Origin of the sequence: Flavipsychrobacter sp. (assembly GCA_041392855.1) — a bacterium.
GTDB lineage: Bacteria > Bacteroidota > Bacteroidia > Chitinophagales > Chitinophagaceae > UBA5543.
On the sequence record JAWKLD010000001.1, the window covers coordinates 786,669 to 804,195 of the forward strand.

A 17,527-nucleotide genomic window follows, 5' to 3' on the forward strand; every position below is an offset into this window, starting at 1 on the left:
TCGTTACTATTGTAAGCAGTTGTAAATTATTGACGTCATAGAATAGGTCATAATTCTATTAACTTTTTCCTTTAGAAATAAAAAGCCCTTGCTGTCGAGCAAAGGCCTTTTTATTTTAGAAAAGGTAAACAAGCCAAATTTGTTGCTTTTTATTCTTGTTTTACATACTTTTTATGTGTTACCTTACCATTAGCTTCAGTAATCTCAAATGTATATACGCCGTTAGGTAGTGCATGAATATCAATACTTGCTTTTGTGCCGTTGATATCTTTTTTAAGAACAACTTTGCTATCGGTACCGTAGATAGTTAAGGTCGTGTTTTCTAAAACATGCTCGGATTTAATAGTCACCACACCATCACCAGGGTTGGGGAAAATGTTTATGCCATTATCATTTGCTACAGTTAGGTTAACAGGGGTGAAATCCTGTCCGTTAACAGACTTGTAATGATAATATCCATTGAATGGTTTTTCAGGTTCATCTCCCGGTTGTTTAGCAGCCCCTTCTATCATCGACATAGGCGTAGATAACCACTCCCATACCCAGTTACAATCTTTGTAACAACAATTGGTTACATTGCGTATTATCCTGTAACTTTTACCGGTAGTAAAAGCACCTGGGGTAGCTCCACCCGGTGTGCAACAGTATCCTGGAAAGTTTGTAGAATTAGGTGGCCATGTGTAAGTAAGTGTAGTACCAGGTATAGGATTTCTGGTAGTGTAATCGATTTCCATAACGGTCCATGTAACATCAAAGCCTGCGGGTATTGGAGTAAAAGAATTAGCAGTGAAGACAATATTGCTACCTGTAGTACTAGAGCTTACGTCAAAGCCGCATATGTTGTCAGGTACATCTGCTTTTTTTCTTAAGCTGATATCATCAATAGCTATATCGTTACCGTCACCTATTCCTGCTTGATTCAAGAAAATAACTATATCAAGCGTATTATTATCAGGTATTAGTGTGTATGATATTTTAGTCCATCCACAATCGTCAATTTCGGTTTCGCATCCGCCTATAGAAAAATCTGCGTCTAAAAAATCCAAGGTTATATTGTTAGGAGAGAATATATCGAAGGCGCATTGCGGTAAATGCTGGTAATACATACAGAAAATATATTCCTCTCCCTCTTCAACAGGTATGCCTGTTTGATGGTAGATAATTGAGCTTTGCGGGTTGTGGGTTTTACCATTTATTACCATAAACTTCCCCTCATCATTAGTACAAGTTGTATGGTCTACAATATCCCAACAGTTGCTAATGTTTGCCGCCTCAGCACCTGTAAGTACAGAATACATGCCTTCGGATACGGAGTTAGCTCCTATAGAACCTTGGTAAGTATAAGTACTCGTAAATCCTGAATTGCCGTCCCCAAAATTTCCATTGTTGATCAGGTTAGGTTCTTCTATTTCATCACAGCAACCTCTTGCAGGCTCTTCAGGTGTAGTTGTAGGTTGCATGCAGAACTCATCAAACAAAATGAATTTTTTTCTAAAGATAGCACTAGGGGTTGGGCTTCTGGTAATCATGATATGCGTAATACCTCCTGCTGGTAGAATATTAGAATCAAAGGTGAAGTTGACGATTTGCCAGTTTGCATTTAAACCCACAGGTGTAGTGATGGTACCTAAAAGTACTACTTGCACTCCTGGTATACCATTCCAGAGATTTAAGTCAGACGGGGTGTATAAGCTGGTAAAAGGATTGTTGGCTAAAGTATTAGTAGGGTTTAGTACACCATATACGGCAATGTCAATTGTGTTGGCTGTATTGGCTTGACAGCTGTTAGCTGTAGGAGATGCAAGCTTACAAGTAAAAGAATAAAAGCCCGTATTAGCTGCTATAGGTTGTACCAGTCGGTTATACATTTGTTCTCTAAAATCAGCATTACTAGCTACGCTAGCATTATGTATCCACATGCCTGAGTTTATGCCTCCATTGTTTGGCAATGGAATGCCTCCGCATAATGAGGTGCCTGAACAGGCTAGGTCAGCATTGCTTTGTCCTGCACCATTTGTGAAAATAGAACCCCAACCTGTTGCTAAGTTGATATCTTGATGTGTGGCCAAGTCTGGATTGCCCGTTACAGACTCAAAATCCCCGTTGTTAAAGCGGTTGCCAGGGCAGAAGCCAGGGTCAGGTTGTTGGCACCACTGCGCGTATGATAGGTTTGCAAATAGCAGTAGTGTAAGGGTAACCGCTATAAATACTTTTTTCATAGTAAATGTTTTAAATAAACCCTACTCTCATATAAGGCTTTTCGGGTTCCGCCTGTATTGTGTAGCTACAGGAGGAAAATTACTTTTTACTATGACGGATGCTTAAGGATAATTTGTAGCCGTGCAGATAATGAAGTGAACGCGTAGTTAATGTAATATTCGTTTAAGGAAATCTTCTTTTTTTCGTAGTGCTACACCAATAGTTGTGTTGTCTTTCATTACTATGTGTCCACCACGTCCCTTGATATATTCTTTTATGTATTTCAGGTTTACAAGATGCGATTTGTGAATCCTAAAAAAACCATGTTCCTTTAAAAGGTTTTCATACACTTGTAATGACTTAGAAACAAGGATGCTTTCATTTTTATCAAAAAAGAAATGGGTATAGGTGCCCTTTGCTTCACAACGCATAATGGTGTTTATAGGTACAAATTTTAAACCATCCATTGTTGGTAGACCGATGTTTGCTTCAGTGCTTACTGCCTTTTTTTCTTCTGTTTTTTTATGAGTGTTAGTTTTGCTTATTGCTTTGTTTACCGCTGCTTTAAGCTCGTCAGGGTCCACAGGTTTAAGAATATAATCTTGTGCCGACCACTTAATAGCTTTTATGGCATAGGAATCATACGCAGTTACAAAAATTGTTTGAAAAGTTATATTGGGTATTTGCCCTAGTAGTTCAAATCCTGTTTCATTTTTTAGTTGAATATCTAGAAATAGTATGTCAGGAGAAGTACTTTTTATTAATTCTAAACCATGGTCTATATTGTCAGTTTCGCCTAGGATGTATATGTCCTCACAGTATTGAGATAACATTCTTTTTAAGACACGTCTTGATCTCAATTCGTCATCAATAATTAATGCTGTTGTTTTCATTTTTTTTGTTTGTTAGCACTGTTGTTTACAGTTATAGTTATACAAGTTCCTGTAGTATTTGAATTATTCTCAGAAAGGTCTTCAATTTGTATATTGATGTCAACATTTAATCCCATTTTAAAATAATCAACCCTTTCCATCGAAATTCCCATTCCTTTTGAGGTGTTTCCTTTTTTTCTTTGTTGGGACTTCTTTATTCCAATGCCATTATCTTTTATTGTACATGTAATGTTGTTTTCTTCAATGGAATAGACAATGCTTATAAATGAGTGCTTATTTTTGCTTTGTCCATGAACAACAGCATTTTCTACAAAAGGTTGTGTAATGAGACTTGGGATATTAAGTAAGCGTATCGCTTGAGGGGCTTTAATTTCGTAATCGAAACAGTCTTCACATTTTATTTTCTCAAGAGAAAGGTATTTTTCTAAAAAAAGTATCTCTTCATTTATTGTTACAAAATCATTATCTGAAAAGTGTAGTCCTTTTCGGATCAAGCTCGCAAAGTTTTGTAATAGTTTAGCAACATCATCTCTACTGTTTGTATAGATATAATCTTGCATTGCATTTAACGAGTTAAATATAAAATGTGGCTTAATTTGTGCTTTTAATGTTTTTAATCGTGTTTTTGCTATAAACCTGTCTCGTTCTATTTGCCTTTTTGTTTGTTTTTTTAAATAACGATAGTACCAATAAAATAGTGGACTTATTAATAACAAGAGTAATAACCCAATTAAAAGTTTGAACCAGGATGTTTGCCAAAATAGGGGTTCAATATAAATATGTGTAGTGCTAAGTGTTGATGTAGTATTTGGTCTACGGTCTTGAACTTCAATCAGAAAGTCATACCGTCCCGGAGGGATGTTTGTGTATTGTATAATATTGTTGGTAGTTGTTCTCCATTCGGTATGGAAAGGTTCTAACTTGTACCTGTAGAATATTTCATCATGATATTTTAGTGCGGCGGTATGAAATTCTATTTCGATCCCTTCTTTAGAGTAATCAATACTAATGCTATCTGAGCTGAATATTTTATTGCTTTTTAACTCTTCGAATTTTATATCTGATATTACGTAATTAATACTACTTGTGTCATTAGGTGTTGTGGAAAAAAAGCCATTGCTATAAGTGCCTATATATGTTGCCGAATCGTAAGCTTTTATAGTACTCACCTCGTCAGTTAAAAGCCCGTCATTATGATTAATAAGTCTACTATTATTAAACGTTAAGGAGTCATAATTAAATGAGCCGTAGAACAAGCCATCTACAGACCCAAGCCAAATATGATTATTCTGTGTAGCTATTTTTCCTATAATTGATTTGGGTAATTGGTCTTCGTCTTTTGAAAACTCTTTTAAGACACTGTCCTTATTTATAAGGTATAATCTAGTATTCAAACTAAGCCATATAAATTTGTTTTGTATAGATAATGCATGTACTGTTCCTGAATCGATATAGGTTATCTTCCTTGGAGCGTTATCAATAACTGGGTTGAAGACATATAGGCCATTTAAGCCACCTAGCCAGATATTACCATCTGAATCTTTTGATTGACAAAATATTCGTCCTATCGAATATTTCTTTTGTTTTTTTGTTCGTGTATTTAGAATGAAGTATGCTGTAGAACCGATACCAATCAAAGAATCATTGATTACCTGAAACGATTTATAGGTACTATTAGTTTTAAATATTTCTTTTAGCTGTCCTCGCTCAATTTTATGAAATTTTCCTCTTGATAAAATGTAGGTGTTTTCTTTATGGGTAATTATATCTTCAATGTAGCTATAACCTGGGAAGCTGTCTTTTATATAGAATCTTTTTTTTGCTTTTATATGATTATTGTCTTTCGTCAGAATGTCAACCTCACCTGAGCGATGTCCTATCCATATTTTATTTTCATTAATAGCATCAATAGCAAGTACTGTTTGCGAGGATAGACCCTCTTTTACAGAATAGCTAATAATATTGGGGTTAGGTATATATACTACACCGTTATCGAATGTACATATCCATAATCCCTGGTCATTATCAGTTAATACTCTATTGACCAACCCCGGTAATTCAACCTCTACGGGTGATGATAGGAAGTCGTACTGCTTGAGTAAGTTGATTTTACGTTCATTATCATATGCTATCCACAAGCCATGTTCATTTGCATGCAAATTGGCAGCTGTTTTTGTCTGTTTGTATGCTTTTGTATGAATGAAGGATCCCAAACAGTCTTTGTAAATATGTATTGAGTCCTTTATTTGTGCGTACAAAAAGCCTTTATAGTAAGCTAGTTTACTACAATGTGAATTGAAGATGTTTTTTTGATAACATTCAATAATAGTATCATTGATCCTATATATTGATTGTCCCTCTGTTGTGTACACGTTCCCATTGTCGGTTTCGAATATGGAAATTATTTTCGCTAAAGACGTCTTTACATAAGCAGGCTTCCTGCCTTTTTTTATACTCATTAATGAGTATGAACCTATAATATAGGCTGTCTGGCTTTTTTTAGCATATAGTTTTTCAAGTAAATGTTGCCCTTGGTCATGTAATGTATAGGCTGAGGAGTCTAAGTGTTTAATTGTTTTATTTTTTTTTATCACTGAAAATTCAGGTGGTCCAAAGTACGCTTTAGCCCATATATTGTTTTCATAATCGTTGTTAATAGTTATTACAATGTTATTTAATAGAGTTCCATTTTCTTGATTATAGTTTTTGAACTCTTTGCCATCATATCTACTTAGCCCATTAGCTGTTGCCATCCATATATAACCATCAAGGTCTTGATGGCACATGTATACTGCAGCGCTAGGTAAACCATCTTTTTTTGTAAAGTGTTTTGTGTGTATAGATTGTCCAGCGGCTATGTACTGTATAAATAAGAAGAGTGTGAATTGAAAAAAAGAAAAATATAATCTTCTTGTCATGTGTGGATAGTAAGTTGTTGTAACTTTAAATATAATGTTTTGTAAATACTTATAAACACGCGCAACTTTAGAAAAGTGCCATAAAAACTTCTACTCCGAATGTATTTATATTTAAGTATAACACAACTAGTTATATTTTTGTGAATAGCTTTCTAGTGACATCTGTTCCAACATTCATTTGCAATATATAGGTGCCACTCTCAATTTTATCAAGATCGATATCCAGCTTGTTGTTCCCTTGTCGGGTTTCTATAGATGATTCAATTAAAGTTTGTCCCTTGATGTCGATAATATAATAGTTTAATAGTCTTGCTTGTTTTGTATGATAATTGATACTTATTTTTTTATGAGATGGATTTGGAAAAATGCTTATGTTACTTATTCCTTCGTTATTTCTGCTGCTAATTGATACATTGTTATAATGATAGTATACTTTTAAAGCTGGTCTGTTATTTGTAACAATAGCATTGCTATTGAAAAAGAGCATACTTCGATATAATTTTTCAGTTTGCAGCTTGAATGTAAATCCAAAATTGTTTGATGAGCTAACCATGTCCTGTATCATAGCAGTTACGTTTGCTGTTATGTCATAACCTCCTTGGCTTGTAGAGTAGGGTATAGTTGCACTATTTTTTAAAGTGTAAGTTGGTGCATTATTCCATGTAATTGATCCTGCATGCCAATTCGTTAAATTGCGTAGTATTTCTACTTCATTAGTTCCCCACTTATTATATGGGGAGTTAGGATAGTAAGAGTTTCCTACAGTTATTGCTTTATATCTTGGTGTTTTACCCTTTAGTATTACAAAAGCACTGTCTATAATAGCATGGGAAGGTATGGTTGATATTTGTGGAAATTTCTGATAAAATCTAATTAATCCATATTGGCAATTGTGCGCATTGTGAGTCCATGCAGCAGCAGTCATTTCGTCAAAACTAGGTTTGTATAGTACGGTATTCTCAATGTTGAAAAGTGATGATTTGGGATCACAACCAAATGTTATTCGAGCATTTGCTGATGCAGAGTCATCAGGAGATGGGGTAAATGTTTTTTCTTTAAAAACTGTATTTCCTGGGTTAACAACTTGTCCATTTGTTGTATATCCGCAAAATAGAGGCAGGGATAAAAATATTATATATAGGTTTCTCATATTAACTGCTTTTTTGCATTAGATTCTTATATGAATAAAGTTACATGTATGATACGTATAAACAGAAAGGAGTTAATAAACGCGTCGATATTAGGAGTAAGTGCGTATAGTTTTAAAGAGTTTAAAGGTGTTTTAGCTTATAATACTGATACTCGTCTATAAATACCATGTATTGTTAAACAAATAAGCCTCCAAGAGGGGGGGGGCTTACCTTTTTCCAAGTTGAATATAAAAGCGCTAAGATGTTATCGTTTTTATTTGTTGTTATTCTTAATCATGTGAGTAGTGTCAAGCAGTATTAAACTATAAATGACATGACATCAAAAAATGGTAACAACTTTCCCACATATTATGTCATACGCTTGATATCTGCCATAAAAATAACCGTATATAAAATGGGTTAAAACACCCTAATTATTACAAAAATGACTACTTTGTCGCAAGTTATATACTTAGAGACAATCATGTTTATGCGCTTACAATAATTTGTATAAAATGATCAAATATTAGTCTTTAAATATAGATACCCTGTCTCCACTGAACAAATCAATAAAATGGTTAGTAAACCTATTGTTTTTAATTAAAGTGGATCCTATGTTTAAAATGAATAGACGTCTAAAGGAGACGTTCTCCATGACTGCAAAATGTTTGCATAAGTCTTTTATAGGCTTGTCTATGTTGATTCTATTAGTGCAAGTAGCACAAGCACAGACTAGCTTATATGCCGAAGGTGCTGATATTTCAATTACTATTAATGACCCAACTTTTGTTATTTCATCTGCAGGAACATATACTGTTAGTGGTAATTTGAGTACACCTGGTGATGGACAAGATTATTTTCAAATAACAGTTAATTCAGGGTTACAACTAACTAATGCCACTTATTCGGTTTCTGGCGGTAGTGGTTTTAATGGAGGATGGGGGTTTGCTGGCTGTTGTGGTAATACTATTAGTGGGAATGGTAGTGGTAGTTTTTCTGGAGCTGCATATCCTTTATCTGCAGGTACTTACGGTGTACAGATGTTTGCTAGTTTTTCTGTTGGTAATTCTTGGGTTACTACATTTACGGTAACTGCGACTGCTTCTGCACCATCAATAACTGCCAACCCTCCTAATAGGACAATATGTGCAGGAAGTAATACTACATTTACCGTAAGCGCTAATAATGCTACAGGCTATCAATGGCAGTTAAGTACGAACAGTGGCTTTACTTATAGTAATATAAGTAATAGTGGCGTATATAGCGGTGCTACAACGGCAACATTAGCAATAACAGGTGCTACTACAGGAATGAATAATTATAGGTATCGTTGTGTGGTTAGCGGGGCTATAGCTCCAAATGCAACCTCTAGTCATGGTACACTAACTGTGAATAGTACTCCCTCTATAACAACAAATCCGCCCGACAGGACGATATGTGCAGGGAGTAATACTACATTTACCGTAAGCGCTAATAATGCTAGTAGTTATCAATGGCAAATGAGTACTAATAACGGAGTTAGTTATTTCAATGTAAGTAACGGAGGTGTATATAGTGGTGCTACTACAGCAACATTAGCGATAACAGGTGCTACTACAGGAATGAATAATTATAGGTATCGTTGTGTAGCAAGTGGTTCTTGTACACCGTCAGCAACCTCCAGTCACGGTACGCTAACTGTTAATAGTGTACCATTTACATCTGGCTCCACAATTAATAATCCATTTTGTGAAGGTACAGCCTCATCTTTCAGTTATAGCGTAAATAATGCAACAAGTAATCAATGGCAGCTAAGTACTAATGGCGGTGGTACGTGGAGTAATGTAACTAATGGAGGTATATATAGTGGAGCTACAACAGCAACATTGAGCATTTCAAATAAAACTGCAAGTATGAATGGTTATCGGTATAGACTGGTAATGATTAATTCTTGTGGTAGTGCTAATACGAGTACTACCACTCTTTCAGCTTTATCTGGCCCTGCTATCACAGGGCAACCTGGTAATAGTACAATATGTGATGGTAGCAACACTAGTTTTAGTGTTACGGCTACAGGAGCAGGATTAACTTATCAATGGCAAGTGAGTACAAATGGTGGAGGTACATGGACAAATCTAAGTAATACAGGTATTTATAGTACGGTCACTTCTGCTACCTTGAACTTAACAGGAGCAACTACAGCCGTTAATAGTAATCAATATAGATGTGTAGTAAGTGGTACCTGTACTCCAGGTGTTACCTCAAACGCAGCAACATTAACGATCAATACATTGCCAAGTATATCTGTACAGCCTGTTAATAGTACAATCTGTGCAAGCAATAATACATCTTTCAGTGTAACGGCATCAGGTACAGGAGTGAGCTACCAATGGCAGGTGAGTACAAATGGGGGAGCAACATTTACCAACTTGGCAAATGGTGGTATTTATAGTAATGTTACTACAGCGACATTAAATTTAACAGCAGCAACAGCGGGAGAGAATAATAACCAATACCGTTGTGTAATAAGTGGTACCTGTACGCCAAGTGTTACTTCTACAGCAAGAACATTAACAGTAAATACAGCACCGAATATAACAGGGCAGCCTGTTAATAGTACGATATGTGATGGTAGCAATACTAGTTTTAGTGTTACGACTACAGGAGCAGGCTTAACGTACCAATGGCAAGTGAGTACCAATGGTGGAGGTACATGGACAAACCTAACTAATACAGGTATTTATAGTACGGTCACTTCTGCAACCTTGAACTTAACAGGAGCAACTACTGCAGAGAATAATAACCAGTATCGTTGTGTTGTAGGTGGTACTTGTGTTCCAGGTGTTACCTCAAACGCAGCAACATTAACGATCAATACATTGCCAAGTATATCTGTACAGCCCGTTAACAGTACAATCTGTGCAGGCAATAATACATCTTTCAGTGTAACGGCATCAGGTACTGGAGTGAGCTACCAATGGCAGGTGAGTACAAATGGGGGAGCAACATTTACTAACCTGACCAATACAGGCATTTACAGTAATGTAACAACAGCAACCTTAAACTTAACAGCAGCAACAGCGGGTGAGAATAATAACCAATACCGTTGTGTTGTAAGTGGTACCTGTACGCCAAGTGTTACTTCTACAGCAAGGACATTAACGGTAAATACAGCACCGAATATAACAGCACAGCCAAGCAATATCTCAGTATGTGAAGGGAGTAATGGTTCGTTTAGTGTGACTGCAACAGGTGCAGCATTGACGTACCAATGGCAAGTAAGTACGAATGGTGGAGGTACATGGAGCAACTTAACTAATACAGGTATCTATAGTACTGTTACAACAGCTACATTGAACTTGACAGCAGTAAACACTGCCGTAAATAACTATCAGTATCGTTGTGTTATTAGTGGTACTTGTACGCCAAGTACTACTTCAAATGCTGGTACATTAACCATAGATACAAAGCCTGTAGTTACTGTCAATCCAATAAATAGCACGATTTGCGAAGGAAGCAATACTTCGTTTAGTGTAACTGCTACCGGTACTGCATTGAGCTACCAATGGCAAGTGAGTACGAATGGGGGGGGCTACATTTACCAACTTGGCAAATGGTGGTATCTATAGTAATACTACAACATCAACCTTAAACTTAACAGCAGCAACAGTGGGAGAGAATAATAATCAATACCGTTGTGTAGTGAGTGGTACTTGTACACCAAGCGCTACGTCTCGCTGCCGCAACTATAACCATACATACAAAACCTGTCGTTACAGTACAGCCAGTTAACAGTGCTATATGTGCAGGTAATAATACAAGCTTTACAATAACAGCTACAGGTACTGGTATCGGCTATCAATGGCAAGTAAGTACTAACAGTGGTGCTACCTGGACTAATCTTGCCAATACAGGAATATATACAGGTGCTACTACCACTACATTGAACTTGACCGCGGCGAGTACAGCTGTAAATAATAATCAATATCGTTGTGTAGTAAGCGGTACTTGTACCCCAAATGCTAATTCAAATGCGGCAACACTTACGATCAATACTCCTCCTGCAATAGTTAACCACGGTGTTAACCGCACTATTTGTGAGGGAGATAATACAACCTTTGATGTAACAGTAACGGGTGCTGGTTTGACCTATCAATGGCAGTCAAGTGTTGACGGGGGTAATACTTATACAAATGTGGTTAACGGAGGTATCTATAGTAATGCTACCACAGCATCCTTGACTATCACAAATGTGGTATCCTCAGCAAGTAGTACTTTTTTCCGTTGTGTGATTGGAGGTACCTGTCCTCCAGGCGTTATATCTGCACCAAGATTACTAAAAGTAAATATATTACCTGCTATTAATGTACAACCTGTTGATAGGGTCATTTGTGAAGGTGGTAATACAACCTTTGAAGTAAATACTTCGGGAACTACATTAACTATTCAGTGGCAAGAGAGTACCAATGGTGGTGCTACTTGGACTAACCTAGTAAACGGTGGTATTTACAGCGGCGTTACTACACAGATCCTAACTATTACAGGGGCACCTGCTAGTGCTCATAATAATCAATATCGTTGTGTAGTAAGTGGTGCTTGTACGCCAACAGTTACATCTACTGCAAAAACATTGTCTGTACATAGCCAACCTGCTATTACTGCTAACCCTACTAATAAAAATGCGTGTGTTGGTAGTAGTACGTCATTTACCATTGCTGCTACTGGTACCAATATTACTTACCAATGGCAGGTAGATTTAGGAGGTGGTTTTACTAATGTAAGTAATGGTAGTAGCGGTTTAGGTGGTTTTGCTTATAGTGGCGCAACTACTGCTACATTAACTATAACTAATGCAGATTTAGCGATAAATAATGCTAAATATAGATGTGTTGTAAGTGGTACTATTAATTGTGCTATTTCTGCAACATCGGCATTTGCAACACTTACGATCGATACTTCTCCTGCAATAGTTAACCACGGTGTTAACCGTACTATTTGTGAGGGAGATAATACAACCTTTGATGTAACAGCAACAGGTACTGGTTTGACCTATCAATGGCAATCAAGTACTAACGGTGGTACTACTTATACTAATGTTGTAAACGGTGGTATCTACAGTAATGCTACAACTGCATCATTAACTATAACTAATGCTACACCGTCGGCTAGTAGTACACTATTCCGTTGTGTAATAAGTGGTACATGTGCGCCAAGTGTAGCCACCGCAGGACGTTTACTTGTTGTAAATGCAGTGCCTAAGGTGACATCGCAACCGGCTGATATGGCAGTATGTTTAGGTAATAGTGCATCATTTACCATAATAGGTTCAGGTGCTAATGTTACTTATCAATGGCAAGAAAGTACTAACGGTGGTGCTACTTGGAGTAATGTAGTGAACGGTGGTGCTTATAGTGGTGCTACTACACAAAGCTTAGGCATAGCTACTCCTGCGGTAACCTTCAGCGGAAACAGATATCGTTGTGTGGTAAGTGGTACTTGTGCTCCAAGTGCTACATCTAATGTTGCACAATTAACAGTAAATACATTGCCTGCAATTACAGGACAACCATCTAACACAGCAACTTGTCCTGGTGGTAATGCAAGCTTCACGGTAACGGCTACAGGTTCTGGTGCAGCATATCAATGGTATATCAGTACTAATGGTGGTGGTACTTGGGGTAGTATAGCTAATGGTGGTATCTACAGTGGTGCTACTACTGCAACACTAAACCTAACAGGCGCTGCTGTTTCTGACAATGGTAACCTATACCGTTGTGTGGTAAGTGGTGTTTGTTTACCAAGTGTAACCTCTAATACAGTTTCATTAACGATCAATACTGCTCCTGTGGTTACCGTTAACCCTGTTAACAGTACTATCTGCGAAGGAAGCAATACAAGCTTCACAGCAGCAGGTACTGGTACTGGTGTAGCTTACCAATGGCAAGTAAGTACTAATGGTGGTGCTACTTGGACGAACTTGACGAATACAGGTATCTATACAGGTGTTACTACAACTACCTTGAACTTGACTGCTGCAACAACAGCAGTACACAATAATCAATACCGTTGTATGGTAAGCGGTACTTGTACGCCATCTGTAGCAACAACAGCTGCTACGTTGACCATAGATACTAAGCCAGTAGTTACAGTTGCTCCGGTTAACAGTACTATCTGTGAGGGTAGCAATACCTCATTCAGTGTAACGGCTACAGGTACAGCATTGACATACCAATGGCAAGTAAGTACTAATAGTGGTGCTACTTGGACGAATTTGACGAACACTGGTATCTATAGTAATGCAACAACAGCAACGTTGAACTTGACTGCAGCAACAACAGCAGTTAACAACAACCAATATCGTTGTATCGTAAGTGGTACATGTGCACCAAGTGCAACATCAACTGCTGCTACATTAACGATCAATACAGCTCCTGTAGTTACCGTTAACCCTGTTAACAGTACTATCTGTGAAGGAAGCAACACAAGCTTCACTGCAGCAGGTACAGGTACTGGTATAGCTTACCAATGGCAAGTAAGTACTAACGGTGGTGCTACTTGGACGAACCTAACGAATACGGGTATCTACAGTAATGCTACAACAGCTACTTTAAACTTAACTGCAGCAACAGTTGCAGAAAATAATAACCAATACCGTTGTGTAATTAGCGGTACTTGCGCTCTGGCTGCAACAACAACAGCAGCTATACTAATCTTTAATAGTACGCCAGCTGTTACCATGCACCCTATTAATAGTACCATATGCCAGAATAACAATGCCTCATTTACAATATCAGCAACAGGTTTAGGCATTTCTTACCAATGGCAAGAAAGTACTAACGGTGGTGCTACTTGGAGTAATGTGACGAATGGTGGTATGTATAGCAATGCTACTACATCTACCTTGAATTTGACCAATGTACCTCCAACGGCAAATAACTATCAATATCGTTGTGTTGTAACAGGTACATGTGCTCCTGCTGCTACATCTAATGCTGGAATATTGACCGTTAATGCTGCTCCTTTTGTAACAAATCATGGCGTCAATCGTACAATATGTGCGGGAGATAATACAACCTTTGATGTTACGGCTATAGGCTTAGGTGTAACCTACCAGTGGCAATTAAGTACTAATGGTGGTGCTACTTGGAGTAACGTAACGAATGGTGGTATCTACAGCAATGCTACTACTGCATCATTAACCATAACTAATGCAATGGCTACATCTAGTAGTACCTTGTTTCGTTGTGTACTGGGTGGCTCATGTCCTCCAGGTGTTACTTCTGCTCCTCGCTTACTAGTGGTTAATAGCCTGCCATCTATAAATGTACAGCCCGTAGATAAAGTAATATGTGATGGTGGTAGTACATCCTTTAGTATTACAGCATCAGGTACAAGCCTAACCTTCCAATGGCAAGTAAGTACTAACGGTGGTGGTACTTGGACGAACCTAACTAATACGGGTATCCACAGTAATACAACCACTCCATCACTTAGTGTTACTGCAGCAACAACATCGGCTAACAATAACCAATATCGTTGTATCGTAAGTGGTGTTTGTACGCCAAGCGTTACTTCTACAGCAAGAACATTAACAGTACATACTTTACCTGCTATCACAGCTAATCCTACTAACAAGAACGTTTGTGATGGTAGTAATACTACATTCAGTGTCACTACTACAGGAACAGGTATTAGTTATCAATGGCAAGTAAGCACTAATAGTGGTACTACATGGACTAATGTGACCAACATAGGTATCTATAGTGGATCTAATACAGCTACTTTAGCATTAACAGGTGCTAGTTTGGCGATCAATGGTTACCAATACCGTTGTATGGTCAATAGCGTATGTGCGCCTTCAGTTACTTCTACAGCGGCTACACTTACCATGCTTACTCTACCAGGATTTACAGCACAGCCTGTTAACTCTGTAGTATGTCTTGGAAGTAATGCTAGCTTTAGCGTATCAGCTACAGGTACTGCTGTTACTTACCAATGGCAAGTAAGCACTAATGGTGGTGGTACTTGGAGCAATGTATCTAATGGTGGTGTGTATAGCGGTGCTACTACAGCAACACTAAACTTGGCAGCTCCGGCAGCATCGTTCAACAACAACCAATATCGTTGTATCATAAGTGGTTCTTGTACACCTTCTGTTACTTCGAATGCAAGACTATTAACAGTTAACACGCCTCCTGCTATAACAGGTAACCCAAGCAATAATGCTATCTGTGATGGTAATAATGTAAGCTTCAGCTGTAGCGCTACAGGTACAGGTATTACTTACCAATGGCAGGCCAATACAGGAAGCGGATTTACTAATATCAGCAATGGTAGTAGTGGTACTGGTGGTTTCACTTACAATGGTGCTACCTCATCTACACTATCTATTACTAATGCTAACTTAGGATTGAACAATGCTCAATTCCGTTGCGTGGTAAGTGGTGCAAGTCCATGTACTCCTGCTACTACAAGCAGTGCAACATTGATCGTTCATCCGATCCTTACTCCTGCTCTAACAATAACAGCGAGTGATACAGACATATGTGTAAATACTTCAGTAACCTTTACTGTAGTATCTACAACTAACCCTGGTCCTAGTCCAAGCTTCCAATGGAAGAGAAATGGTACTAATGTGGGTAGTAACTCTACAAGTTATACCAGCTCAGGCTTAGCTAACGGAGATGTGATCACATGTGTGATGACCTCTAGTGTACCATGTCCTTCACCTGCATCAGTAACAAGTAATACTAAGACGATGATCGTTCATCCTCGTCCGGTACCATCTATTACGATCAGTGGACCTCCGGGTGATTCAGTATGTGATACAAGAGCGGCGACGTTTACAGTTACAAGTACGGTGAATGGCGGTGCGAACCCGATTTACCAATGGCAAGTAAATGGTGTGAACACTGGTGTGGCTGCAACAACCTTTACTACTAATACACTTGTAAATGGTGATGTGGTAAGCTGTCGTCTGACAAGTAGTGCTCTATGTGCAACACCAATGGTGGTAAGCAGTGCAGGCATCAATATGAGAGTTATACCAAGAACATTTGCTACTGGTAGAATACAAGCTACACCATCTGCCAATATATGTGAGGGTGATACCGTAAATGTATTCTTGTATTATACAAATGCAGGTCCTTCCCCAACATTCGATTGGTATGTGAATAGCGTTAAGGTCCTTAATAATCCGCAAGGTACATTTAAGTTTATAGGAGCAAAAAATAATGATACTGTTCAGTGTATCTTCACGAACAGCTTCTCTTGTCCTGAGCCTGTGATCACCAATAAGGAGATCTTCACAGTGAATAAAGTGGAAGCATCATCTGTATCTATCGTAGCTAACCCAAGTGTACTAGTACCGGGTATGCCTACAACGATAACTGCAGTTCCTGTAAATGGTGGTGCTAACCCAACTTACATCTGGCGTAGAAGTGGTCAGGTAGTAGCTGGTGTAACAGGTGATACCTATGTAGTAAATGATCTATTATACTTAGATAAGATCCAAGTGACAATGAAGCCAGACCATCCATGTAAAGTGAACGAGTTTGAGTCTAGTAATACCTTGGTTGTAAATCAGCCTAACTCAGTACAGAATGCTGTAAATGGAGCTGATGAGCTAGGATTGTATCCTAACCCGAATAATGGTGAGTTTACTATTGAGGGAACATTCGCAGGTGTTAATGGAGCTACAAACATCTCTATTTACAACAACCTTGGTCAGAAAGTACATACTGCTACTACAGACGTTGTAAATGGTAAATTGACCCATAAATTGAGCTTGAACGGCAAGATCGCACCAGGTTTATACACACTATCTATAGAAGTAGATGGTCAGGTATACACCAGACGTTTCAATATTGTAGAATAAATGTGAATCGCGTAATAAGGTCTGTATTCTTGCATAAGCCTTAATTAGTTATCATAGATGGTTATAGGTGTACCATCCCGTGCCTTATACGTTTAGTATAAGGCACTTTTTATATACTTATACATAAACAAATAAGCCTCCAAGACTGGAGGCTTCTGTTACATATAGAGGATAAGAGAGAACTTGTTAATATGCCATGTAGCTGCTATCTATATTCTACTGCACTATTATCTGTAGCATACAGGCATTTAGTAAAAAACTTAAAGGTTAACTGCTAAAACAATGCAAGTGATGATAGCAACAAAGAGTGCATTCTTTTTAAGTGCATCTTTTTTAGCTATAGCTTTCCCGATGTTTAAAGTTGCTTGTTGTTGAAGAGTGATCGTGTTTTGCATGACTGTGTTTTTTACTGTGTGTGTTTTTGTTTTGTGTTTGTGTGTGTTTTATTTTTTGTTTTGAAACGCCCGAGACGTTGTTGTTTGTTTTGTTGACACAAAGATGCAACAAGAACAAGCCTCACTCCAAAGAATC

General features: G+C 37.9%; 7 protein-coding genes. 2 read left to right on the forward strand and 5 right to left on the reverse strand.

Going from position 1 to position 17,527, the window contains the following annotated elements:
- Positions 1-149 precede the first annotated feature (149 nt).
- The 4 genes from R2800_03865 to R2800_03880 form a co-directional block, all read right to left on the reverse strand.
- Complete coding sequence (locus R2800_03865; protein MEZ5016162.1) at positions 150-2,219, reverse strand: T9SS type A sorting domain-containing protein; 2,070 nt, start codon at positions 2,217-2,219, stop codon at positions 150-152.
- Positions 2,220-2,366: 147 nt separating this feature from the next.
- On the reverse strand, positions 2,367-3,092 hold the full coding sequence (locus tag R2800_03870; GenBank protein MEZ5016163.1) for a LytTR family DNA-binding domain-containing protein: 726 nt from the start codon (positions 3,090-3,092) through the stop codon (positions 2,367-2,369).
- Positions 3,089-6,010: a histidine kinase gene (locus R2800_03875; protein MEZ5016164.1), complete on the reverse strand. Its 2,922-nt coding sequence runs from the start codon at positions 6,008-6,010 to the stop codon at positions 3,089-3,091. Before R2800_03875 ends, R2800_03870 begins: the two co-directional genes overlap by 4 nt.
- A gap of 130 nt (positions 6,011-6,140) precedes the next feature.
- A complete protein-coding gene (locus R2800_03880; GenBank protein ID MEZ5016165.1) occupies positions 6,141-7,160 on the reverse strand; it encodes a DNRLRE domain-containing protein in 1,020 nt (339 codons plus the stop codon).
- A gap of 603 nt (positions 7,161-7,763) precedes the next feature.
- Here R2800_03880 and R2800_03885 point away from each other — a divergent pair.
- Together R2800_03885 and R2800_03890 are read left to right on the forward strand one after the other, a co-directional pair.
- Positions 7,764-10,748, forward strand: coding sequence for a hypothetical protein (locus tag R2800_03885; GenBank protein MEZ5016166.1), 2,985 nt, complete (start codon positions 7,764-7,766; stop codon positions 10,746-10,748).
- A 77-nt stretch (positions 10,749-10,825) separates the two neighbouring features.
- Positions 10,826-16,996 carry a T9SS type A sorting domain-containing protein gene (locus R2800_03890; GenBank protein MEZ5016167.1) on the forward strand — a complete coding sequence of 2,057 codons (6,171 nt, stop codon included), beginning with the start codon at positions 10,826-10,828 and terminating at the stop codon, positions 16,994-16,996.
- Positions 16,997-17,256: 260 nt separating this feature from the next.
- Here R2800_03890 and R2800_03895 read toward each other — a convergent pair whose 3' ends face one another.
- On the reverse strand, positions 17,257-17,391 hold the full coding sequence (locus R2800_03895) for a hypothetical protein (protein MEZ5016168.1): 135 nt from the start codon (positions 17,389-17,391) through the stop codon (positions 17,257-17,259).
- Between the last annotated feature and the right edge of the window lie 136 nt (positions 17,392-17,527).